Origin of the sequence: Arenibacter catalasegens (assembly GCF_002909235.1) — a bacterium.
Classification (GTDB): Bacteria; Bacteroidota; Bacteroidia; order Flavobacteriales; family Flavobacteriaceae; genus Arenibacter; species Arenibacter catalasegens.
Window position 1 is genome coordinate 316,573 of record NZ_PHQQ01000001.1, and the last position, 24,839, is coordinate 341,411.

Consider the following 24,839-nt stretch of genomic DNA (forward strand, 5'->3'; position numbering starts at 1 on the left):
ACCTAATTCTTAAACACACAAAAAAGGGAAGTATCAATTTTAATAAATCTTGGGGTGGTAAGGTCGCTGTAAATTACGTGATGTTTTAAAAAGATAAAAATGGCCAAAAAAAAATCCATATTAATTATTTGCGGAGGAGGTCCTGCGCCCGGTATCAATGCTGTAATAGGCACAGTAGCAAAGATTTTTTTAAAGGATGGTTATAGGGTCATTGGATTACATGAAGGTTTTAAAGGAATCTTTTCAGAACATCCCAAAATAAAAGAATTCGATTTCCCCCATGCCGATCGAATCTTTAGCAGAGGAGGATCCACCTTGATCATGAGTCGGTTCAAACCCGGCAATGAAAAATTGAATACTACCCTTTTTTCTGAAAATAATGTAAAACTATTGGTGAGTATTGGTGGTGATGACACGGCCTCTACTGCCAATAGAATTACGGGTTATTTGAAGAAAGAGAATATTATCATTTCCAACATTCATGTTCCCAAGACCATAGACAACGATCTTCCTTTACCGGACAGGAATCCCACCTTTGGTTTTCATTCCGCAAAGGATGAGGGAGTGAGAATTGGCACTACTACCTATGAAGACGCACGTACCAGTGAAAACTGGTTCGTAATGTCCACCATGGGAAGGTCTGCAGGGCATTTGGCTCTTGGAATTGCAGCTAGCTGTCATTTTCCAATGATGGTTATTCCTGAAATGTTCAACAAGACCAATATTACCTTCGATAAGGTTGTCCGACTGATTATCTCCTCGATGGTCAAAAGAAAAATCCAAAATATAAATTACGGTGTTGCCCTAATTAGTGAAGGCGTTTTTCATATAATGCCAGATTCAGAAATTAAACATTGTGGCATAAATTTTACATACGACGATCACGGGCATCCCGAATTGGGCAATGTTAGTAAATCCCACATTTTTAATATGCTGGTACAGCGGCGATTGAAAGAACTGGATATACAAATTAAAAGTAGGCCTGTTGAACTGGGCTATGAACTCCGATGTTGCAGACCAATTGGATTTGACCTAACATTATGTACCCTTTTAGGGCTGGGAGTCAAGAAATTATTCGATGAAGGCCTGAGCGGATGCATTGTTACTGCCAATTCGAGAGGAGAAGTATCACCTCTTTTTTTGACGGACCTACAGGATAAGGATGGAAAAATAGCACCTAGATTGGTGGATATAGACTCCGAATTTATCCGACTTTGTTTTCAGAATCTACACTATTTGGAGGAAAAGGATTATGACCGCGCAAAGGTATATTTGGATAATCCCTCGGATTATGATTTCAACAAGATATTAAATAAAGTATAAAAAGCGAATGGCACAATATTCAAGAATAGAAGTAGCAACGGCAATGAAAGAATCAGGTATGGTACCCCTATTCTACGATCCGGATATAGCACTTGGTAAAAAAGTATTGCAAGCCTGCTACGACGGTGGTGCCAGATTGATGGAATTTACCGCTCGGGGCGACTTCGCATACGAAGTCTTTTCAGAAATGAACAAATTTGCCATTAAAGAACTGCCGGGCATGATTATGGGAGTTGGTTCCATAACAGATGCTGCCGCGGCATCACTATATATGCAGATGGGAGCCAATTTTATTGTAACCCCATCCCTCAGGGAGGATATTGCTATTGCCTGCAACCGAAGAAAAGTACTTTGGTCTCCTGGCTGTGGTTCACTGACCGAAATTAACAGGGCAGAAGAAATGGGTTGTGAAATTGTAAAATTATTTCCTGGTTCTACCTATGGCCCCTCTTTTGTTAAGGCCATTAAAGGCCCACAACCTTGGACAAGTATAATGCCCACTGGAGGAGTAACTACAGAAGCCTCCAACTTAAAGGGCTGGTTTGATGCCGGCGTTACCTGTGTAGGACTGGGCTCCCAGCTTATCAGCAAGGATATTTTGAACAAAAAAGATTTTATAGGATTGGAAAATACGGTACGCGATACTTTAGTGTCCATTATAAAACTAAGAAACTAAAAGTATGGAAACCCCGTCAACTAAGAAATCGTTTCTAAAAAAGATTTTGGCCCTAGTATTGGCTTTTGGTCCAGGAATTTTTGCCATTGGTTATACTATTGGTACGGGGAGTGTAACCTCCATGATCGTTGCGGGAAGCACTTATGGAATGCAATTGTTATGGGTTTTGCTATTAAGTTGTGTATTCTCCGGAATCTTGATGTTTGCTTATGGCAATTTTGCGCTGGTTACTGGAGAAACAGCCTTGTACGCTTTTAAGAAGCACCTGAAATATGGAAAGCTCATTGCCATAATGATTATTATAGGAATTTCGTTTGGACAATGGAATTCATTAATGGGAATTTTAGGGATTTCTGCGAGCATTATCTTCGAGATATTCCTAATCTATTTTCCTGGGTTAGGAGGTTATCATTATGAATCCGTATTAACAATTGCCATAGTAGTCATTATAATTATGTACGGTTTCCTAATGGTAGGGAAGTATGCCTTCTTCGAAAAGATCTTGGTCATTTTCGTCACCATTATGGGGCTGTCATTTATAATATCCCTTTTTATGGTCTATCCCCTACCCATTGAGGTCGCCAAAGGATTAATACCATCCATACCCCAGGTGGAGGGAGGGAAAATGATGGTGGCTGCATTTGTAGGTACTACAATGGCTGCTGCCACCTTTCTGTCCCGACCACTTTTCGTAAAAGGCAAAGGTTGGAATATCAACCATCTCAATCAACAAAAAAAAGATGCTATTATAGCCGCCTGTTTGGTCTTTGTAATCAGTGCATCAGTTATGGCCGTAGCCAGCGGAGCCTTGTTTCACCAAGGTCAACCTGTTACCAAAGTTTTGGATATGGTAAATACCCTTGAACCGGTCGCCGGGAAATTCGCACTGACCCTATTCTTTTTTGGAACCTTAAGTGCAGGACTATCTTCTATATTCCCCTGTCTACTCATAGCACCCATTCTCCTGGCCGATTACCAATCAGGTGAATTGGACACCAGTTCCAAGCAGTTTAAGATAATTACGGCCATTGCATGCTTGTTTGCTCTAATTGTACCCGTTTTTGGTGCCAATCCTATTCAGATGCAGATTTTGTCCCAGGTTTTTAACGTCTTCGTCTTACCTCTTGTAATTCTAGGAATTATCTTATTGATCAATAATAAAAAACTGATGGGCAAACACAAAGGAAGTTTTTGGCTTAATTTGGGCTTGTATGCCGCCCTACTGTTTTCAATTGTAATCTCCTATAATGGGATTGTGGCCCTGTTCGACTTTTTTTAGTTGACCACTAATAGTGCTATAGATGTTTTACCCTAGATTCATATTTATGATAGAGGGCTTCATTGTCTGCCTCATCTATATTCTGACTTTGAAAAACAGCGACATCTACACCTCTGTCCAAATTAATTTTTATGGCTTCAGTCGAAATAATGTTGACAATGATCATTCCCAGTACGGATGAAGCCGGACCTATTAAGAGGTCATTTACCGAAATAACTCCATCCCCAGAAGGAACACAGTTATCAACTACCAAATCGGTGATCTGATACAATTTCTTACCACTCTCATGCCTTGAAGAATACTTTTTAGACTGTTCCAAAGAAGTGATTGCGATAGTGCTTAAACCTTGTTTTTTGGCCTTCATGGCCATCTCTAGTGGTAAGGCATTTCTACCAGAGTTTGAAACAACGATCAGTAAGTCCCCCTTATTAAATTGATATTTATTCCAAAGAATTTCGGCAAGTCCACTTATTTGCTCCATTGCCCCAGATCTCCTTGCCCCACCGGACATAAGAACCATATCGTCCATTATAGCATTGACATTGGCCAAGTTGGAAGCCCTTCCAAACATCTCCATGCCTATCATTTGCGAATGACCCGTGCCAATAGTATGAATTATTCCATCGTTCTTAATGACCTCCGCAACCATTTTTGAAGCAGCGACCAATTGATCTTGTTGATCAATGGACATTTTGTCTATGAGTAATTTTATTTTATCTAAATATTCAAACATAGGAACAATAGCATTTTAGTTAGGGAAGGAAACTATCAATATTAATATGGGGAATAGCTTGCCTATTTATCAATAATGTAAATAAATGTTTCCATAGACCAATATAAAGAATAAAAACTATGCCCAGCTAAGGTCTAAAAATATAAAGCCATATCAGCACATTGTGGAGCAACAATTTCCAAATTCATAACTTAATAAATGGCATTAAAACCTAAACCAAATACTAGGCTCCTATAATGGACATACCCGAAGACCTGGGTATTAAACCGAAAACCCCGCCAAAAGGCGGGGTTCGTTCGACCATCCTATTCCAATGCGCCTGCGGCTTTTGAAATACGGGTCTCACGAACAAAAAAAGCCTATCAAATGATAGGCTTTGGGTCTTAGGAAATTAAATAGTATTTATTAAATAACTTTAACGTTTACTGCGTTTAATCCTTTTTTTCCTTCTTTTAGTTCAAACTCAACTTCGTCGCCTTCGCGAACTTCGTCGATTAAACCAGAGATGTGTACAAAATGTTCTTTGTTAGAACCTTCTTCGGTGATGAACCCAAATCCTTTGGCATCGTTGAAAAATTTTACTGTTCCTCTACTCATTACTAAAATTTAAATTAATTACTTATTATAAATCAAATATAGTTCCAAAAGTTTGAACCACAATCATTTATAGCCAAGAATTTTAACATAGAACTGAAATAAATGCAACAATCCGTGTAAATGCTTACTTTTCAAAGGATTTGGAAATAATAAATTCTACCCTTCTATTTAGGGCCCTACCCTCTTCCTCCCCATTATTTGCAATGGGCCTTTTAGCTCCAAAACCATTCCACGTAATTCTTTTTCTAGCCAAACCCAATTGTATTAACCTATCTGCTACCGCGGCCGCACGATTAACAGAAAGTTCCATATTGTAGGAAGTGGTACCCAAACCATCGGTATATCCATTAATTACAATTTGTAAAGTCTTATCAGATTGTAAATAATTAAATACTCGCTTTATCTCCTGAGTGCCAATATCCTGGACCTGAAACTCATCAAAATCGAAAAATACATTCTCAAAAACATGGGTCTCGTCCAAAGCATAGGACTGAATTCCCTCCCCTAAATATACCATGTCCAAATAATAATAGGCCCCTTTAACGCTTTTTTCCTTTGCCAATTTCTTTCGTCTTGTAGTGGCATTGTCCTTGAAATTACCCAGCGTTATAAACCGCTCAGAGCCGTTTGCCACAAATGTGGTGGATACCTTTGTCCATAAATTCTCATCAGTAAAGAAATGGTCTCCCAAAATCTCGATAAAAGTAAAATTGTTCCCCTCAATTTTAGAAAGCTGCCATTTGGTGAGTCCCTTTTTTATTTTAATTTCCAATGGTCTGGAAGACAATAGAATATCAAAATCACGAATGGCATAATCAGAATTCTCGGCTAGATTTAAATAGAAGGAAATGGAATATGAAAGATCTTTCTCCAAAGGTTGGCTCAGCTCTCCCTGAATATACTCCCTATAATCTCCAGGGGCATACATATAAAATCCTAAATAACCATCTCCAAATTTTGAGGCCTGATGTCCCATAAAATTCTTGGGCACTCCCATACTAAGACTACAGGTATTAAAATAATCGGTGCTCCCCAGTGTGGGTACAGACCAATATTTAAGGTCTTGTCCAAAATTCCCTAAATGATCCGGGCATTCCAAAAATGATTCAAAACTAGGGTTTTCCACTAGGTTTTGGGATATGTTCTGACCATGGCATAATACTCCCAAAATCCAAATCCAATTTCTACAACCTACAGTAAATTTCATCATACTGAACAAATTGTAAGTCAAACTTGCTTACTGACGGAAAACCTATCTGACAAAAAGTTTGAGTACGTTTTATCCAAAAATAAAAAAACATCCTCAAATTCAAGGATGTTTTTAAAGCGAGACTGGATATTACAACCGTCACCTCTATTTAACTTTTAGGATTTAGTTCTTTTTCCTTCCAATAAAAATGTCCCCTCGGGCGAATTGGCCTTACCTTTTATAACATCATCATTCACTTCCAAGGAAACTTGTACCTGCCCTCCTTCTATATAAACCGAAAAGTTTATTATATTTTTGTCAACCTTTACTTGTGTAGCCGTCAAGGTATTATAATTCACTTTTAGTTCTACTTTATATCCGTCTTTTTCCTTCGTAACAATTAGCACACCGGCACTATATTCATAAGGAACATCTTCCACAGTATAATTCCATGTCCCAACGGGTGACTTATATACTTTAGCAAGTAATTCCTTTTGATTAGTAGGAGCTAAAGTTCCATGAATTGGGTTTACTGCCAAAAGTGACATACTTGAGGATACCAAAAAAATAAAAGCGTAAAACAATTTTCTAAAATTTTTCATCTTGATAACGTATTTAAATTAATATTGATCAATACTACAAAACAAGTATATCCGATAACAAAAGAATATATTTTTTGCCATTCTGTGACCAAATGGCACTTCAGAGTGATAAATGGGATGATTTTTTTCAAATATACTTTCTCAAAGGAAACTTTATTCAATTTTTACTGGCGCAGTATTAATGAAAAATCTCTTAAATCCTGGAGAACATTGTCCGGGAATACAAGTTCTAAACAAATCAAGAAGAATCAATTCGATAAAGTATATTAAATATGGGACAAGCTTTACTATAATAAAAATACCTTACTGCCTTTCCACCTCCATAAGAGAAGGTAAAAGGCAGAAGGTACCTTCACATAGGCCATAAAATACCACGGGGTTTTTGGCGCAATATAACCTACTTCAAATTCTAAATATTTATATAATCCTATAGATCAAATTTATATGTGGCGCCAGCCAATACCTGAAAACCTTGCACTTGGTAATTATTCCATCGCATGTAATTCTGGTTGGCAATATTGTTGGCCTTTGCAAACACGGATAATTGTTCATTTACGCGATAGCCAATATGCGCATTGGCATCAAAATAACTATCCAAAGTTATCGCCGCCATTGTAAAATTTTCCGGTAGGGTTCCAGGAGACGCTACTGTGTAAAGATCATCTCGTTCTCCAACATAAAATAGATTGGCCCCCATAAACCACTTTTCCCCTATTTGATAATCTAGAAACGTAGAGGCCGTAAGACCGGGTAGGTTCCAAGCAGGATTGTCGGTTTCCGTATCGTAATCGTACACTTGCACATTAATTCCCAAGCTAAAATTACGATTTACATCAACATTTAATTCCCCAAAAACGCCCAATGTTTTTACATCATCATAAAATACCTGGAAACTATTTCCATAGTAATACCCTTTTTCATCGGTCCTGGAGGTATTTTCAGGATTTAGCAAAAAGAGTGGTTTTCTATTTTCGGCGGTATAAGATCCTTTTAAGTTGTAGCTAAGGTTGGGCAACAATTGCCCTTTTAATCCTATATAGGCATCGTATTGTTGGTCTGTTGGCTGAATGTCCAAGGTAGGCGAAACATATGGGTTCTCTTCCACATAGCTATAGAACGAGTTTTGCTTTAACTCCCCTTCTACTCCACCGTAAGCAATGGCTACCTCATCTAACAAACGATAGGATGCCGTTATTTTGGGATAAATATAAAAGTTGCCTTCACTATTCTCCATATCCATACCATATACCAAATTGACCCCCAGATTAAGTGAAAGGTCGTCTCCCAAGATATTGATATTGGGATTTATTCCCGCTTGCAAATGGGAATAATCTATGCCGGGAATATTGGTGTCATTCGCAACCTGCCCATTTTCAAACTTACCGCCCAAATAATCTACCTTGGCCCTAAGCGTTAATAATTCATCTCCCAATGGAAATTCGAAGGCAGATTTTAGAACTGCTCTATTTTCACCTGATTTAGTAGCATCCCAAAACCGTCTTACCAATAAATCGGCACTCTTAAAGAAAGAGTCTTCCACTTCTACAAAACCTCCTGCAAAAGCATTAAAATAGTTCTGCTTTTCATCTATTTCGTTCACCGTTTCCTCAGTGTAATATCCGTTGGGGATTCCATACCAATTATACAACTGATGTTGTGCTCCTATATTTGCCCCCCAACTTAGGTCCCTATCCTTCTTGGTGTAATTGGCGTCCAATTTGGTATTGTAGAATACATTGTCCAAAGCAGTACCATCAATTTCTCCCCTTGAGGAATGATGATTAAGGCTTATATCCAATCGCTCGTCCCTGTTCAAGGCACTACTGGTGTAAAAATCTACCAAAGCATTGTTATAATTGCCCAAACCTACGGATGCATAGGAGTTATATATCTTTTCAGGAGGAGACTTTTTCACCCCTGAAGCCTTACCCTTGGCAGGCGTAAAAGTTGACACAACGGGAACAGAAAATATACTGTAATTAATAGGTTTTTTTTGTAAAACAATGGAATCGTTCAAGGTGGGCATGGACTTCACCTTAAAAGCATCCGAAATGGTTGGTGCATACGCCTTTACCACAGTCACCGTTTCAGTACCTAAATCTTTTTTATCGTCCTGTGCCAATCCGATTTGAAATAAACCAAGAATGGCGAATATGGATATTTTTATGTGCTTGTGCATATATTGTTCTTTTTGCAAGGAATTTTTAATTTCCATCTGTACTAATAGAAGAATTACTTTGGGCTTCTTTTGCCTTAATTATAGATGACTCTTGTTTGGCTTGGGCCACAATAGAAGGGAAATCACCAAAATTGGAAATAACGCTGTCCAAAATATAGGTAGCTTGAAAAGCATCTCCCAATGCGTAAAAGTTTTTAGCCATAACAATCAATCCTTTGGCACTCCATTCCTTATACCCGGCATAATCCTTCGCCAATTTTTGAACTGAAGCGTTGGAAGCCTCATACTTTTGAGCCTTGTTCTTAAAAAAGGCATCATAATAAAGTGCTTCAGCCGCTAAATCTCCCGTAGCAATTTTCAGCACTTCCGCATACGCCTTCTCTGCCCTGTTTTCATCATTGGTCTTAATGGCCGACCTTGCGATCATTATTTGCGCATCACTTTTTATACGGTTGTCTATTTTGGAATTGGACAATACTTTTCCGGCATATGTAATGGTCTTGTCATAGTCTGACTGTTCATAATAGCCTTTCATTAAATTGGATTGGGCAAAGGTGATGTTCTGCTGAATTTCAGCCTTGGACTCCAATTGTTCTAAGTAAGGAATAGCCGTTACGTAATCGTTCTTGCCTACATAAATCTCACATACCCTAGTAAGTGCCTGTTCAGCATATTCATTGGTCCCTCTCCCTTCAACATTTTTAAAATAGGGCAAGGCTTTATCCTTTTGGCCCTTTCCAAAATACAATTGTGCCAAATTAAAATTGGCCTTCAATGAATTTAATCCGTTTGGAAATTGTTTAACATAGCTTTCATATCCCTTTATGGCAGCATCCCGGTTACCTTCAATATATTGTTTGTCCGCAGATTCAAAAGTGGCATTGTCCAGTTCAGTATCCGTCACCTCCACAAAATCAAGCCCTTTAACCCACTGGGCATAATCATTAACCCTACCCAAATCCACATAAATAAGTTTGGCGGTAGTTACTGCCTGAAGTGCTTCCTGTGTATTAGGGTGGTCCCGGACTACGGTTTTAAATTTGGCCAAAGCCTGTTCGTTTCTATTGGCATTATAATGTACCAATCCTTGACGCAACATAGCTTGTGGCACCAAAGAACTTCCTCTGTAATCTCCGATCAATTGGTCGTAAAGCTGTAACCCTCTTTCGGTATTATTGGCTCTAACATAAGAATTGGCCAACTCAAACAATGCATCATCTTTTAGGGTTGAGTTGGGATATCTGGATACAAAATTGGAAAGCTCCTCTATTTTGGTGGCACTCCTGTCCACAAATCCATAACTCAATGCCTTTTGGTAAGCAGCGTAATCGCTCTCCGGAATATTCCTAGCTATTGCCTTGTTGTAAGTTTCAATGGCAGGCCAATACTTACTACTAACAAAATAACTATCCCCTAATCGCAGGTAGGTATCGTTCAATTTTTCACCATCGTTGCTGGTCTCAGCATAACTGGAAAATGCGGCTATGGCATTGGTATAATCTCTTAACTTGAAATAGGTATATGCCAAATTATAATTTAAGTCTTTGAATTCAGGGGTCGATTTAGCACTGGGAATGGATTTAAATTGAAGGTATCCCGCCAAGGCCTCATCAAAATGGTTCATATTATAGTCCGACTCCGCTTTCCAATAACTAGCCCTAGCCTTAAAATATTGATCCTCCGCATTGTCCAAAGATTTTTTGAATACGGCTGATGCCTGTTCAAAGTTCAACTCTAAAAATAATTCCACTCCTCTATAAAAGGCCACCTTCTGATACGTAGCCTTACTGGCAAAGTTTTTGTTCTTTTCCAAAAGGTCCATCGCCCCGGCAAAATTTCTTGAGGTGATATAAGAGTCTACCAATAACTCCTGCATTTCCTCTTTATGGGCATCATTGGGATATTTTTCCAAGTAAGTAGTCAAAACTTTGGGTACCGGCTCGTAAGCATTCCCGATTTCATAACTCAATCGGGCATAATTTAGATAGGCATCCTTTTGAATTTCTGGATTAAAATCCATTTGGGAAGCATTTCTGAACGCGTTCAAAGCCTCTTGTTTTTTATCCAATTTCAGATAACATTCCGCTAAATGATAATAGGCATTTTGTGAAACATCATTATTCCCATCAATTATCTTATTAAATTGCTGTATCCCATTGGCATAATCGCCTTGCTTATAGTAGGAATAACCCAGAAAATAATAATCGGTATTACTCCACTTACCTCTCTTACCCTTGTATTCGCTTAAATAAGGTATGGCATTGGCATATTGTTTTAGATTGAAGTAACTCTCGCCAATTATTTTGTTTAGCTCTGACACCTCATTACGATCAGATTTTGGCAATTGTTTTTTTGCCAAGGCAATGGCTTCTTCAAACTTGCCCAGTTTAAAATTCATATCTGCCTGATAATAGGACAGTTTTTCCTCCAACAATTCTTGATCCGTTATCTGATCAAAACGCTGATTGGCCTGTGCATAATCATCTTGCTGATACGCAATATATCCCAAATAATACTTTGCTTGGGACCCGTATGTTGGTGAGGTGGTGACCTGGTTTAAATAACGCTCTGCCTCTTTGGGTTTGTTCGATGAAAACAAAGCATATCCATTGTTAAAACTGAAGCGTTCCTTGTCTTTTCTGGACATGGAACTTTGATCTACCTTGCCATACCACTTTAAGGCATAAGGATATTTTCCAGTTTCAAAATAATAATCGGCCACATCAATATAGGCCGAATTGCGCTTGGTAGAAGTAGGGTACTTTTCCACAAATTCCTCCATTAACCTGTCCGCCCCCAACTGATTTAGGCGAATAGCAGCCGTAGCGGCATAATACGCACTGTTGGCCTGGGTCTCTTCATCCCTGGTATTGTTTTTTACCTTGTCAAAAATTGTCTGAGCTGCTTGATACTGCTTATTGTTATACAAGGCCAAAGCTTCCTGGTAGTCCTTTTGGTCAAAAGTATAGATTTTTGATTCTTGGGCGTTCGCAATAAACAAAGACCCAAAAAAACACAGTATTACAGCGGTTTTTTTTCTTAGCATAATGTTCTCTAGAAGTTAAGAATTACCGTAATTAAATTATATAACGATAAATAATGTCCTCAAGTATATGATAAAGAAAAAGAATTTTAAAGAAGATTTGGTTTATTTCCACAGGAACTTATTACATTTATATCAACATTAAAAACTATGAGCGAAAGCATATTGCAACTGAAGGATGTAGCCGTATTCCAGGGAGAAAATTTAGTACTGAACGATATTAGCCTTGAAATAAAAAAAGGAGAGTTCGTATATCTTATAGGGAAGACGGGCAGTGGAAAAAGTAGCTTTATGAAAACTTTATATGGCGACCTCCCGTTAAAGCAAGGGAGCGGCAACATTGTGGATTTCGATCTCACCACCTTAAAGGAAAGGGATATCCCATATTTGAGAAGAAAACTGGGAGTTGTTTTTCAGGATTTTAAATTATTACCGGATCGCAACGTCAACAATAACCTACTGTTTGTATTAAAAGCTACCGGTTGGAAAGACCAGAGCGAAATGAACGCCAAAGTTGAAGATGTCTTGGATAAAGTAGGCATGAAAACAAAAGGCTTTAAATTTCCACATGAACTATCGGGTGGAGAACAACAGCGGATTGCCATAGCACGAGCCCTTCTAAATGATCCAGATTTAATTCTTGCGGACGAGCCAACAGGGAATCTAGACCCTCAAACCAGCGTAGAGGTAATGAAAGTACTTCAGGACATCAACAAAACAGGGAGGACTATCCTAATGGCCACGCACGACTACGCCCTTATTCTTAAATATCCATCCAAGACATTGAAGTGTGATGGCAATAAGGTGTTTGAAGTTATACAACGAGCAGTTTAAAAAGAAATAGTTCCAGTCTAAATCCACATTATTTTATTGAGCTGACCATAAACAGCGGGCCATTGTACTGGCTTATTTGGCTTCAAACAAGCCAGTGATCACCAGTTTTTTTGAATTTATTTTTCAAATCGCATACGGTTCAGTTAAATCCAAAGTCGCTTCACTTACCATTTTGTCCACTTCACTTAATAACTACCTTTTATACACTATAAGGCCCTGTATCTTTGTGCCATAAACAAGATGTATCACAAAATAATTATAAAATTAAATAACATGAAAAACGCAGCTTTATTAATAAGTACTATACTAGTATCTCTTTCGCTGTTCTCATTTTCAGGAAAGGACAAATGTTTAAAAACTGAAGGCATCAACTGCTATTTAGAATCCCATAACCCCTTTGCAGAAGGATTACTTTTGGATGAGGAAATAAGAAATTTAAGCCTGGATCAAATTAACCTTGTTAATGAGGAGGAAGAAATTATTCTAGGATTCGATACAGCAACCTACCTTCCCCTTGGATTTGATGCTTATGCTGGGATGGAATTGGATCTTGACGATATTATTGTGGAGGACTTGGAAGAAGAAATTGTTTTGGATTTTGATCCAGCCAAATATCTTCCTATAGGTTTTAATGCATATGAAGGTATGGAACTGAACCTTAGCGATATCGTAGTAGAAGAAATAGAGGAGGAAATAAATCTTGGTTTTGAGGTTATGAACTATCTTCCTAAAGGATTTGACCCTTTCTCTAAATAAAGAACAGTTTTATGGGTCGGCTACATATAAGCCCTTGGTATTTCCAAGGGCTTATTTTTTTCCTATAGCCATTTGATCAATTAAATTCCATATATGGAACTATGATGGGGATGATTAAAGAGGTATATTTAAAACCAACTAGATTAAAATGGATAGTCCAAAACAGGTACAGCAGCTCGAAATTATAAAAATTGCCCTTCTGATCGCTGTTTTAGTGACCCTTCCACTGACCATATCGCTTTTCAGGTCAACCGGATTTCATAAAGGGATTTTTTCCAGTGAGCTGTTTGTAGATCTTGATTTAAAATTCTGGTTTTCTTTCCTTTTTTCATGGTCCGCACTTCAGTTCAATACCAATTTTATTTATCGCATTCCTAAAAGGAACCGCTTAATGGATTGGGGATTGAGGCTCGTGGGCAATATTGGAATCCTAGTGGCCACAATTTCAATCCTAAATTTAGTATACCCTATTTTTATTGAAAAGACCATTTCCAATAGAGAAGAGGATTTTCAAGTTTTTATATTCATCGTTGTCCTCATTATCATACTTTTTATTTCTAGAATCTTAAGGCTTAAAATTATTCAAGGTGAAAACATTCTGGAGAACGAACATTTAAAACAGCAAAACCTACAAAATGAACTTTCTGCCCTAAAGAATCAAATCAACCCGCATTTTCTTTTCAATTCCCTAAATACACTCAATTCCCTTATACGAGACAATAAGGAGGCCACCATGTTTGTTAAAAAGCTTTCCTTTATGTACCGTTATATATTGCAAAGCGGGGATAGAGATCTGGTAACTTTAAAAGAGGAACTTAAATTTTTAGAAAGCTATACCTATTTAATAAAAACAAGATACAGGAACCGTTTTCAAATTGAAATCGCAATTGACGAAAGTTATCTGGACAGAAAAATTCCACCTTTGGCATTGCAATTATTGGCAGAAAATGCAGTAAAACATAACGAGATTTCGGAATCACATCCTTTAAAAGTTCAAATCTACTCCCAGGGCGAATGCCTCTATGTGGAAAACAAAGTACGGGCGCGTACTACATTGGCGGAAGGTACCGGTACTGGACTTTTAAATCTATACAAACGTTATTATATGATAAGAAAACAGCAAATTATTGTGGATAAACAAAATGATATTTTCCGCGTAAAGTTACCTTTGAACAAAATGACATGAAAGTAGTAATAGTAGAAGATGAATTGGCGGCAAGTGAAAACCTTGTCTATATGCTTAAAAGCTTAGAGGATACCATTGAGGTATTGGCCGTTCTAGACTCTGTAAAAACCTCAGTTGATTATTTTTCTCATAATCAGGGGGCTGACCTAGTTTTTATGGACATACACCTGGCCGATGGACTGTCATTTGAAATTTTTGACGCAATTAAAATTGATGCTCCCATAATCTTTACTACCGCTTATGACCAATATGCCTTAAAGGCTTTCAAACTAAATAGCATCGATTATTTATTAAAACCCATAGATGAGGATGAGCTAGAAGAAAGCCTAATTCAATTTAAAGATCAAAAAAAAGGCAAGGGTCTTATTTCCAATCAAGTAGAGGGATTATTACATTTATTAAAAGATCAGAAAAGAGGCTACAAATCAATGTATTTGGTCCATCACCGAGATGAATTGATTCCATTAAAGACTGAAAAAATTGCGTACCTATATATTGATAACGGAATAGTTAAAGCGGTAACCAAGGATAAACAAACTTATGTCATAGAACAAAAATTGGAAGATATTGAAAATGAACTGGACCCTTCTATTTTTTATAGGCTAAACCGCCAATTTATTGTTCAAAGGGATGCCATTTCCGGTATTAAACAATATTTCAACGGAAAACTTATCGTTAATGTTATCCCGACCTATGAGGAGCGGGTAATTGTGAGCAAAGCCAAAGCAGCCGAATTTAAAAATTGGATGAATTATTAAAAAGTAAGGCATTAAATAAGACTACAACTTTCAAAACAAGACCATAAAGCAAGTACAAGCTCCTTTAATTCCATCTGCCGGACCAAAAAAATTCAATCCGCCAGATGGTAATAATTTAACCAAACTTATCCTTTAAGTCTTTCTCTGTAAAGTATAGGACCAAAAATGCCCCTTACTTGCCTTCGGCATTGTTAGCATTAGCGTCTCTTTGCAATACAACGGATTTAGATCCTGTCAATGACTTTACATTATTATCCCCCTTGTCCGTATAACTGGCAGTAATCACCATTACAGTTGCCCCCTTTGCAGGATTTGGAACTATGCTTCCCGCTGCCGGTAAGGATTTCTTCTTAACAGCTGTACTGGCTAGGGACTGGATATACAATCCTATCTGCCTGGATTCATCATTGGTCAGGTTGGGATGGGCCGGCATGGTTACTTCGCCCCAAACTCCACTACCGCCGGAAATAATCTTTCCTTGAAGATAACTAAGTCCCTTTTTATCGTTCTTGTACTTTTCAGCGATATCATGGTACATTGGGCCTACTGATTTTTCCTTTTCTTTATGGCAGGTTTTACAGTCCAATGCCAATGTCAAAGCTTTTCCAGTAACGGCCGCAGACACTTCTTGATGCCCCAAAGAAAGTGAGGCCTCATCCAAGCCTTCCAAATAATCTACAGAAACAAAAATATTAGCCTTATCGATTTCAGAACCATCCGGATCAGTAACGGAAACCTTATAGTTCACAGCTACCCCAGGCGTAAAGAAAGATGAATTGCCTTCACTAATAGCTATCGACACCTCTGGCCTCGAATTTCCGGCCACAATATTAAGCACTTGGCTTTTGACCGAAGCCCCTTTACTATCGGTAACAGTGGCGGACACAAGGTAGTCCCCCGCATTCTCATAGGTGTAGGTAATACTAGAAGTAGTAGTTTCCTTGGTTTCACCATTCCCCAAATCCCACACATAGGCCATTGTATCCTGCTCCTTATCCATCGCTTCCAATGTGGAGGTAAAGGTGAGTGGGAATTTTCCAGATGTTTTATCAACAGAAATATTCTCAATTACCGGCGGTCTATTGCCCCCATTATATTCTATATAGCTCAACGCGGAATCATCATTTTTAGAAAACCAGCCACTACCGTATTCCAAGAGATAGACCCTACCATCCGGACCAACTTCCATATCGATAAGATTATTGACTTTAATATGATCAGCAAAAGGTTCCATTTTATTGAATTCGCCATTGGGGAAAAGGCTAACGGCCATCATCCAGCCCCTTATCCAATCATAAACCAATACTTTACCGTCGTAATACTCTGGCAGGGCATTGGGGCCATTGTAGAGGTCCGAATAATACACAGGTCCCGCCATAGCGTTCCTTCCCCCAGTACCGGTTTGTGGAAATTCTTGCGATTCCACGTATGGATAAAAACCATAGGCTGGCATTGCCTTGGGAAGCTCCCTAAGCCCTGTATTGTTTTTTGAATCATTGATAGGCCTTTCGGGATCAAAGGACTCACCACTCTCCCCCGTAGCATAATCATAGCTGCGGTATGGCTTGTTATCCGCCACGAACAATGGCCAACCAAAATTTCCAGCCTCCCTAGCCTGATTCATTTCATCATATCCCCTGGGTCCTCTGGTCTTTAAACTATCTGCTCTGGCATCAGGCCCTACATCTCCCCAATATACATATCCTCTTTTAGGATCTACCGAAATCCTATATGGATTACGATGGCCCATAGTAAATATTTCAGGTCGGGTTTTAGCAGTTCCTTCCGGGAATAAATTTCCTTCTGGGATACTATAACTTCCATCTTCTTTTACCTTAATACGCAATATTTTACCTCTAAGATCATTAGTATTCCCTGAAGAACGACGGGCATCATACTGTTCTTTTCCTGGGATATCGTTTAAGGGAGCAAAACCACTATTCACATATTTCACACCCTTTTCACTAAAAGGAGTAGAATTATCCCCCGTAGATAAATACAACATATTATCCGGGCCAAAAGCTATTGATCCACCGGTATGGCAACATATCTCACGCTGACTATCCACTTCAAGAATTATTTGTTCCGTGGCGGTATCCAAAATATCATTCTCAAATTTAAACCTGGACAAACGGTTCACCCATTTATCACCAGTTGGACTGTAGTACAAATAAATCCAGTGATTGGTCTCAAAATTGGGATCTTTCTGCAAACCCATTAGACCTTCCTCTGCATTTGCATTTGCACTCAATGTTTTGTTATAAACATCCAAAAAGCCCACTTGGGACAATTCTTTGGTTGCAGCCTTATACAACATTATTTCACCCCTTCTTTGGGAAATTAAAATATCATTATTAGGTAAAATAGCCATTTCAGTAGGCTCAAAAAAATCACCATATTTTAAAGAAACTTTAGCAAAGCGATCGGAATCAGGAGGAATCTGAGTGGTAACCTTTGCATAATCCAGGATTTCATTCTTCCCAATAGCATATTGAATACCCCCTAGTAAATGCTTTAAATACATTTCCTCTGAAAAACTTTCCTCAGTGTGCCCCAAAGCGGTATAAAAAGCACGCCCACCATCGTATTCGTGATACCAACTCATTGGGTGGTGTTCTCCATTGGCTCCCCCTTCGTAGGTCTTTTCGTCAACGGTCATCAGAACATGTACCTCTGGGTTTATTTTCTTAAAATTATAAAGTTCATCGGTACGATGCCAGATAGAATCTGTAAACATCTTGGTAGCACTAAAAGAGTTGTCCTTAATAATAAAATCCGCTTCTGGTGTACCGGCAGGATGGCTGGCAAAATAAGCCCCGACCAATCTTCCATACCAATTCCAGTCATATTCGGTATCTGTTGCGGCATGAACACCAACAAAACCACCGCCAGCCTGAATATACCTCTCAAAAGCGGCCTCCTGCTTGGCATCCAAGATATTTCCGGTGGTACTTAAAAATACTATGGCAGAATAGCTTTTTAAATCTTCATCATTAAAGATATCGGCATTTTTAGTCGTATCAACACTAATTTTATTTTCCTTCCCCAACTGCTGTATTGCAGCCAATCCTTTGGGTATGGAGGAATGCTTAAATCCCATGGTTTTGGAAAAAACCAAAATTCGGGGTTCGCCTTCCCTTTTCTTGCTATCACAAGAAGTAAAAAATAATATAAAAACACCAAGTACAAGGGCAATGTAATTTTTCATTAATAAAATTTATAAAGATTATTTGAATCGATCGAAGAAGCTTAAATTATACATAATAGAATTGGAAGTCGTAATACCATAGGGCCAAAGCTCATTTAAAAAAACAGACAATAGCCATACCCTAAATTTTGAATTTTTCAAATATAGCATTTATTTGATTGTATTGTAGCTACACCATTAATTAATGAAATGATTTCATTTTTGGCCATTTCCAAGATCACGGTTTAAACGCTTAACCTCAGCAAGAAATATTTTATATCTTTAAGCAACCAACTAAGGCCAATGATTTTAAAAAAACAAGTCTATAAGGTGGACAAGAAGGTGAATCCGTTAATTGGGATACTCCTGTTCCTCATCTCTATATTTTTAATCATTTTCACACTCCCTTTGGGGTTTATATACGGTCTTTTTCACGGTTTATTCAAAAAAGGCATTGTAGGATTGGGAGAGTATCTACTAAAAATAGCCATATCCATAGATCAATTGGGAAATGTTGGGATGCAGCATCTTTTAAACTTGGTATGGATCAAAAAGGGAGGTTATAAATTTGGCAATAGGGATGAGACCATTTCCAGTGCCTTGGGCCGAAACTACAAACTTGGCACACTTACCAAGTTTGGAAAAGCCATTGATCAACTGCTCGACTTTTTAGATAAGAACCATTCACTAAATTCTATTGACTACTATATTGAGCCCTCTGCCGAAATTATAGATCAATTGGCATGGATATATATTCTAGACCAAAAGCTCTTGGCCATTAGACCTAATGGAACGTCTAAATATAGACTTCCAGGAGGTCTAAAAGAACCTAACGAGTCCGATGCAATGGCTCTTACAAGGGAAATCAAAGAAGAATTGAAAATAACTCTAGAAATCTCCTCCTTTGAATATATTGGCATTTTTGAGGCACAAGCCGATGGTAGAAAACCTGCTATATTAGCCAGAACAACCTGTTATTCCTCCAAATATGAGGGAAAGCTTGCAGGTAATATGGAATTTGGAGAAATATTATGGTTGAATTATAAAGACAGGGAAAAAGTTTCTGAAGTTGATAAATTGATTTTTGATTACCTTAAAGATTCAGGCCAATTGGTTTGATTTAAATTTAGCCTTTATATTTGAACCTACTAAATTGAGTTATCCATGCCAACCTTTTTGAATAGATCCCTTACTCTTTTAGCATCCCTAGTAATCTTGGGAAGCATTGTACAATGCAAGCAAGAACAGAGGCGTCCCAATGTCCTGTTTATTGCCGTGGATGACCTAAGAACAGAATTGGGGGCGTACGGACATCCAATTGTTCAATCGCCCAATATGGATGCACTGGCCTCTGAAGGATCCGTTTTTACAAATCACTTTGTTCAGGTCCCTACCTGTGGCGCATCAAGATACGCACTGTTAACCGGTATGCGCCCAAGCAAACCATTACATTTGAACAACAATGCCATTGAAAAGGAAATTTCCAATGCAGCGGAAAATGACGCTCCCGAGACTTTTATCCACCATCTTAAAAGGAATGGTTATTACACTGTCGGCATTGGTAAGATAAGTCACTCTGCCGATGGCCTGGTCTACGATTATGAAGCGCCGGTATCTACTAAAAAAGAATTGCCCTTTAGTTGGAATGAGCTATTGTTTAACCCAGGGAAATGGGGTACTGGTTGGAACGCTTTTTTTGCCTATGCGAACGGAGAAAATCGGCAAAGCCTAAAAAAACAGGTAAAACCATATGAGGCAGGGGAAGTGGATGACGAGGGATACCCTGATGGCCTGACCACCAAATTGGCCATTTCAAAACTTAGGGAACTAAAAGACAAGGATCAACCTTTCTTTATGGGCGTTGGTTTTTTTAAACCCCATTTGCCATTTAATGCTCCAAAAAAATATTGGGACCTATACGACCGGGAGAAAATACCGCTTTCCCCTAATCCTAGTATTCCAGAGAATATAAGTTTAACAAGTCTACATGCAAGCGGTGAATTTAATCAATATGCCTTAGGGGAGGAACATCCAAGTTTATCCGAGGCGGTCTCCAATGAATATGCAAAAAAATTACGACATGCTTATTTAGCTTCCATTAGCTATATTGATGCGCAAATTGGGATGATTTGGGACGAATTAAAAGTACTAGGGTTGGACAAAAACACCATTATTGTGATTTGGGGAGACCACGGCTGGCATTTGGGTGATCAGCGAGTTTGGGGAAAACATACATTGTTTGAAAATGCGTTAAAAAGTGCCTTGATCATTAAATCCCCGTTTGAAGAAAATCAGACCAAAAATGTGGAATCCATTATAGAAACCGTGGATATCTACCCCACCTTAATGGAACTGTGCAATATTGGTATGAAACACAAAATAGATGGCGAAAGCTTTAGGGATAGCTTCACAGGTTCCAAACCAAGAGAAGATCAAGTGGCCTACAGCTATTTTAAAAATGGAATTTCATTGCGGACCGAAAAATATAGATTAACCAAATATTATAGACTGGACGAACCTACCCTTGAACTTTACGATCACAACACGGACCCCTATGAGACCAAAAATATAGCCCAGATGAATCCAGACATTATTGAAGCATTAATGCCGCTGTTGGAAAAAGGGAATACTGGACTTTACGGAGGAAATTAGAAAAAACATTGAACAATTGCCCTGAAAATAATGCTCAACGAGCTCTCTAAACTTCGCCCTTGAAACATGGATACATTAACTACCAAAAGTTTTTTGTTACTTTGTTCGCAAATACTTTAATTTAATACATGGAAATCCTCGGAATAGATATCGGTGGCTCGGGCATAAAAGGAGCCTTAGTAAACATGGAAACAGGTGAAATGATTACGGAACGGTTTAGAATACCAACACCAAAATCGCGAAAACCAAAACCCATGGCCGAAGTAGTAGCCAAAATTGTGGAACATTTTGATTACAAAGGTCCCATTGGCTGTGGATTTCCGACCGTTATTAAAAATGGTATCTGCAAGACCCCAGGAAATCTTCATAAGAAATGGGCTGGAGTAAATGTAAACGAACTTTTTAGTGAAGCTACAGGTTTGCCTGTAAAAGTGGTCAATGATGCCGATGCCGCAGGATTTGCATCCATGAATTTTGGAGTAGGCAGAGGTAAGGAAGGTCTTGTGGTGATGATTACCATAGGGACAGGACTGGGTAGCGGTGTATTTTTTAACGGAGAATTGATTCCAAATTTTGAGTTGGGACAGATTCCGTATAAAAAATATGATAAAATTGAACTATGGGCTGCAGCTTCCGCCAAAGAAAAAGAAGGCCTTAGTTATAAAAAATGGGGTAAGCGCTTTAATGTTTTCCTGGAATTCGTTGAATTGATCGTATCGCCAGATCTTATTATTTTAGGAGGAGGAACCTCAAAAGACTGGAACGAGTTTAAAGATTATATTAGTATTGAAACCCCTGTAATACCAGCAGAATTACAAAATCATGCCGGGATTATCGGTGCCGCCGCCGCGGCCTACAGTAAAAAGGAATTGGTACAATAAAGAGCATTTTCTTTAATTAAAATAACTCCATTACACCTAAGGTCTAAATAGTATCCCTGGCCTAACTAGCGGATTTATTAGCAAAAAAAGGTGATTTCCAAAGATTGGAAATCACCTTTTTTTTATCCTTATTTTACAATCCTTCTATCAGCTTAGCGCCTTGAGGGCGTTTAAAGAAATCTTCTTCTAATTGATTTTGGAATTCAATATCACTGAGTTCGATAGTTGTAATAGGCTCACCGGTTGGTTGTCCGTCTTCAGTTGACCAATACGTATTAAATTTCAGTGGCAAATTAACACCGTTAATAGTTTTACGGTCGACCAAATCCATAATTTTTTCCGGATTATTTCCGCCATTGGGAAAATACCCTGGGTATGACACTATATATCTAAGCGCAGATAACAAATGTGTTTTGGCATCAAGGTATAATATATAATAATCATCTGGAGCATCCCCAGTACCGGAAGCGAAGGTTACCTTAACCACATCCTGCGGTGCATCCTTATAATTAGTTCCCGGCAACAATTCCAAATTAACACCTTCACCATCCAAAACAAGAGGTTGTGCGGCTAGATACAGAGGAGTTAATGCCCAAAACCTCATATTATATTTAAAAGAAGTACTGTCCTTAGCCTTAACCCAAGCATTTTCACCATCCCATCCAAAAATTGCCGTACTATCGGTTGCACTACTATGCCTTGCTTTGTTACTCCAGGTATCAATAGTTTGGTAGGTATCGCGAGGTACCGAACCATCCAATGGCTGATAATTAAATCTAAAAGACAAATAGCCATTACTATACCACTTAAACAAGCCTCCATGTGCTTCCATTGATTTCCAAACAACTTTCCCTGCCTCGGTAGCATTTAGTCGCTCATGGGCTTTATCCACTCTTTTTTGTACCCAGGATTCGGGTATCTTATATTCGGAAATTGATTCGACTACAACTGCATCTGTTTTAGGCCGTTGCTCTTTACAGGCGCCAATAGTCAACAATAAAACTGAAACAACAAAAAACAAATTCTTATTCATAATCATCATTCTTAAATTAAAATCGACTTAGTCGGTAATTACCATGATACCTTTCAAAAAGTTCTAAAAAAAAATCCCAAGATTAATACCTTGGGATTTTCAATTCAGCTCACCTAATAGATTAGGCTATTTTATTTCGCTTACGTTCATTTTCTGTTAAATATATTTTCCTTAAACGGATATGTTTAGGAGTTACCTCTACATATTCATCTTTTTGAATATATTCCAACGCCTCCTCCAATGAAAATTTAATAGCAGGGACTATTTTTGCCTTATCATCCGCTCCCGAAGAACGTACGTTAGACATTTTCTTCGTTTTGGTAATATTCACGGTCATATCATCACCTCTTGAATTTTCACCAATAACTTGACCCTCGTATATATCTTCTCCTGGCTCAACAAAAAACTTACCTCTATCTTGTAATTTATCTATAGAATAAGGAATGGATTTTCCCAATTCCATTGAAACTAATGAACCATTTTGACGTTGAGGAATATCTCCTTTCATGGGTTGGTATTCTAAAAATCTATGTGACATTATAGCTTCACCAGCTGTAGCCGTCAACAATTGATTTCTTAAACCAATAATACCTCTTGATGGAATCAAGAATTCGCAAATCATACGATTTCCTTTAGCTTCCATACTGGTCATCTCCCCTTTTCGGATAGACACCATTTCAACAGCCCTTCCGGAAACTTCTTCAGGTAGATCAATAGTTAATTGCTCAATTGGCTCACATTTTTTTCCATCAATTTCCTTTATAATAACCTGTGGCTGACCAATTTGCATTTCGTAACCTTCACGACGCATTGTCTCTATTAATACTGATAAATGCAATACACCTCTACCAAATACTAAAAATTTATCAGCACTATCAGTAGCATTAACACGCAATGCCAAGTTTTTTTCTAGCTCTCGCGCTAAACGGTCTTTAATATGACGAGAAGTAACAAATTTACCATCCTTACCAAAAAACGGACTGTCGTTGATGGTAAACAACATACTCATAGTTGGCTCATCAATTGCAATTGTTTTTAAGCCTTCTGGATTTTCAATATCAGCAACAGTATCTCCAATTTCGAATCCTTCTATACCTACCAAGGCACAAATATCTCCAGTGGCTACTTCTTGAACCTTTAATCGGCCCATTCCTTCGAAGATATATAGTTCCTTAATTTTTGTTTTTACAATACTTCCGTCTCTTTTTACCAAAGAAACTTGTTGTCCTTCTTTTAAAGTACCTCTTTGCAATCTACCTATAGCGATCCTACCGGTAAAAGAAGAGAAATCCAAAGAAGTAATCAACATTTGCGTATTCCCTTCCTTAGCTTCAAAGGTTGGGATATGCTCAATGACCATATCCAATAACGGCTCTATATTTTCTGTCTGATTTTTCCAATCATCACTCATCCAATTGTTCTTTGCAGAACCGTATACCGTTGGAAAATCCAATTGCCATTCTTCTGCACCCAATTCGTACATAAGATCAAAAACTTTCTCATGCACTTCCTCTGGGGTACAGTTTTCCTTGTCCACTTTATTGATTACCACACAAGGCTTAAGCCCTAAATCTATTGCCTTTTGCAACACAAAACGGGTTTGCGGCATAGGACCCTCGAAGGCATCTACCAACAAAAGCACACCATCTGCCATATTAAGAACACGTTCTACTTCACCACCAAAATCGGCGTGACCAGGGGTATCGATAATGTTGATCTTAGTATCCTTGTAAACCACGGAAACATTCTTTGAGGTAATTGTAATACCCCTTTCACGTTCCAAGTCATTGTTGTCCAAAATTAGGTCTCCAGTATTCTGATTCTCCCTAAACAATTGACAGTGATACATAATTTTATCCACCAAGGTAGTTTTACCGTGGTCAACGTGGGCTATAATAGCTATGTTTTTTGTTGCTCCCATAATATGATTT

Annotated in this window: 19 protein-coding genes; 10 read left to right on the plus strand and 9 right to left on the minus strand. The window is 38.3% G+C overall.

The window, feature by feature from the left end; all coding sequences use genetic code 11:
* The first annotated feature begins 99 nt into the window (after positions 1-99).
* Genes CWD90_RS01450 through CWD90_RS01460 form a run of 3 tightly spaced genes read left to right on the plus strand, consistent with a single transcriptional unit; the run spans position 100 to position 3,278 of the window.
* The gene (locus tag CWD90_RS01450) at positions 100-1,323 is read left to right on the plus strand and encodes a 6-phosphofructokinase (RefSeq protein WP_103474141.1); all 1,224 of its coding nucleotides are present in this window, start codon (positions 100-102) and stop codon (positions 1,321-1,323) included.
* Positions 1,324-1,330: 7 nt separating this feature from the next.
* Positions 1,331-1,999, plus strand: coding sequence for a bifunctional 4-hydroxy-2-oxoglutarate aldolase/2-dehydro-3-deoxy-phosphogluconate aldolase (locus CWD90_RS01455; protein WP_103474142.1), 669 nt, complete (start codon positions 1,331-1,333; stop codon positions 1,997-1,999).
* A gap of 4 nt (positions 2,000-2,003) precedes the next feature.
* Positions 2,004-3,278, plus strand: a complete 1,275-nt coding sequence (locus CWD90_RS01460) for an Nramp family divalent metal transporter (RefSeq protein ID WP_103474143.1) — start codon at positions 2,004-2,006, stop codon at positions 3,276-3,278.
* A 16-nt stretch (positions 3,279-3,294) separates the two neighbouring features.
* Here the strand turns inward: CWD90_RS01460 and CWD90_RS01465 are convergent, their stop codons facing one another.
* The 6 genes from CWD90_RS01465 to CWD90_RS01490 all read right to left on the minus strand — a co-directional run bounded on the left by CWD90_RS01465 (position 3,295) and on the right by CWD90_RS01490 (position 11,624).
* Entirely contained in the window at positions 3,295-4,011 is a 717-nt protein-coding gene (locus CWD90_RS01465; RefSeq protein WP_103474144.1) for a sugar isomerase domain-containing protein, read from the minus strand.
* A gap of 405 nt (positions 4,012-4,416) precedes the next feature.
* On the minus strand, positions 4,417-4,608 hold the full coding sequence (locus tag CWD90_RS01470; RefSeq protein ID WP_103440382.1) for a cold-shock protein: 192 nt from the start codon (positions 4,606-4,608) through the stop codon (positions 4,417-4,419).
* Positions 4,609-4,732: 124 nt separating this feature from the next.
* Positions 4,733-5,818 carry an OmpA family protein gene (locus CWD90_RS01475; RefSeq protein WP_103474145.1) on the minus strand — a complete coding sequence of 362 codons (1,086 nt, stop codon included), beginning with the start codon at positions 5,816-5,818 and terminating at the stop codon, positions 4,733-4,735.
* A 155-nt stretch (positions 5,819-5,973) separates the two neighbouring features.
* Positions 5,974-6,399, minus strand: coding sequence for a hypothetical protein (locus CWD90_RS01480; protein WP_103474146.1), 426 nt, complete (start codon positions 6,397-6,399; stop codon positions 5,974-5,976).
* A 427-nt stretch (positions 6,400-6,826) separates the two neighbouring features.
* The gene (locus CWD90_RS01485; protein ID WP_103474238.1) at positions 6,827-8,578 is read right to left on the minus strand and encodes a TonB-dependent receptor domain-containing protein; all 1,752 of its coding nucleotides are present in this window, start codon (positions 8,576-8,578) and stop codon (positions 6,827-6,829) included.
* Positions 8,579-8,603: 25 nt separating this feature from the next.
* Positions 8,604-11,624, minus strand: coding sequence for a tetratricopeptide repeat protein (locus CWD90_RS01490; protein WP_103474147.1), 3,021 nt, complete (start codon positions 11,622-11,624; stop codon positions 8,604-8,606).
* A 147-nt stretch (positions 11,625-11,771) separates the two neighbouring features.
* On the opposite strand from CWD90_RS01490, the gene CWD90_RS01495 reads away from it, so the two are divergent.
* The 4 genes from CWD90_RS01495 (at position 11,772) to CWD90_RS01510 (ending at position 15,155) form a co-directional block, all read left to right on the plus strand.
* Complete coding sequence (locus CWD90_RS01495; RefSeq protein ID WP_103474148.1) at positions 11,772-12,455, plus strand: cell division ATP-binding protein FtsE; 684 nt, start codon at positions 11,772-11,774, stop codon at positions 12,453-12,455.
* Positions 12,456-12,728: 273 nt separating this feature from the next.
* Positions 12,729-13,211: a hypothetical protein gene (locus CWD90_RS01500; protein ID WP_157941143.1), complete on the plus strand. Its 483-nt coding sequence runs from the start codon at positions 12,729-12,731 to the stop codon at positions 13,209-13,211.
* A gap of 148 nt (positions 13,212-13,359) precedes the next feature.
* Positions 13,360-14,397, plus strand: a complete 1,038-nt coding sequence (locus tag CWD90_RS01505) for a sensor histidine kinase (RefSeq protein ID WP_103474150.1) — start codon at positions 13,360-13,362, stop codon at positions 14,395-14,397.
* Positions 14,394-15,155, plus strand: coding sequence for a LytR/AlgR family response regulator transcription factor (locus CWD90_RS01510; protein ID WP_103474151.1), 762 nt, complete (start codon positions 14,394-14,396; stop codon positions 15,153-15,155). The genes CWD90_RS01505 and CWD90_RS01510 overlap by 4 nt, the downstream gene beginning before the upstream one ends.
* Before the next feature lie 172 nt (positions 15,156-15,327).
* Here CWD90_RS01510 and CWD90_RS01515 read toward each other — a convergent pair whose 3' ends face one another.
* Positions 15,328-18,363, minus strand: coding sequence for a ThuA domain-containing protein (locus CWD90_RS01515; RefSeq protein WP_103474152.1), 3,036 nt, complete (start codon positions 18,361-18,363; stop codon positions 15,328-15,330).
* A gap of 282 nt (positions 18,364-18,645) precedes the next feature.
* Between CWD90_RS01515 and CWD90_RS01520 the strand changes: the two genes are divergently transcribed.
* The 3 genes from CWD90_RS01520 (at position 18,646) to ppgK (ending at position 21,875) form a co-directional block, all read left to right on the plus strand.
* Positions 18,646-19,461, plus strand: a complete 816-nt coding sequence (locus CWD90_RS01520; RefSeq protein ID WP_103474153.1) for an NUDIX hydrolase — start codon at positions 18,646-18,648, stop codon at positions 19,459-19,461.
* Positions 19,462-19,506: 45 nt separating this feature from the next.
* Positions 19,507-20,994, plus strand: coding sequence for a sulfatase (locus CWD90_RS01525; protein WP_103474154.1), 1,488 nt, complete (start codon positions 19,507-19,509; stop codon positions 20,992-20,994).
* Between the two features lie 128 nt (positions 20,995-21,122).
* Positions 21,123-21,875, plus strand: coding sequence for a polyphosphate--glucose phosphotransferase (gene ppgK, locus CWD90_RS01530; RefSeq protein WP_103474155.1), 753 nt, complete (start codon positions 21,123-21,125; stop codon positions 21,873-21,875).
* Between the two features lie 133 nt (positions 21,876-22,008).
* Here the strand turns inward: ppgK and CWD90_RS01535 are convergent, their stop codons facing one another.
* Both CWD90_RS01535 and typA read right to left on the minus strand, forming a co-directional pair.
* Positions 22,009-22,908, minus strand: coding sequence for a hypothetical protein (locus CWD90_RS01535; protein WP_103474239.1), 900 nt, complete (start codon positions 22,906-22,908; stop codon positions 22,009-22,011).
* Positions 22,909-23,029: 121 nt separating this feature from the next.
* Complete coding sequence (gene typA / locus CWD90_RS01540; RefSeq protein WP_103474156.1) at positions 23,030-24,829, minus strand: translational GTPase TypA; 1,800 nt, start codon at positions 24,827-24,829, stop codon at positions 23,030-23,032.
* Between the last annotated feature and the right edge of the window lie 10 nt (positions 24,830-24,839).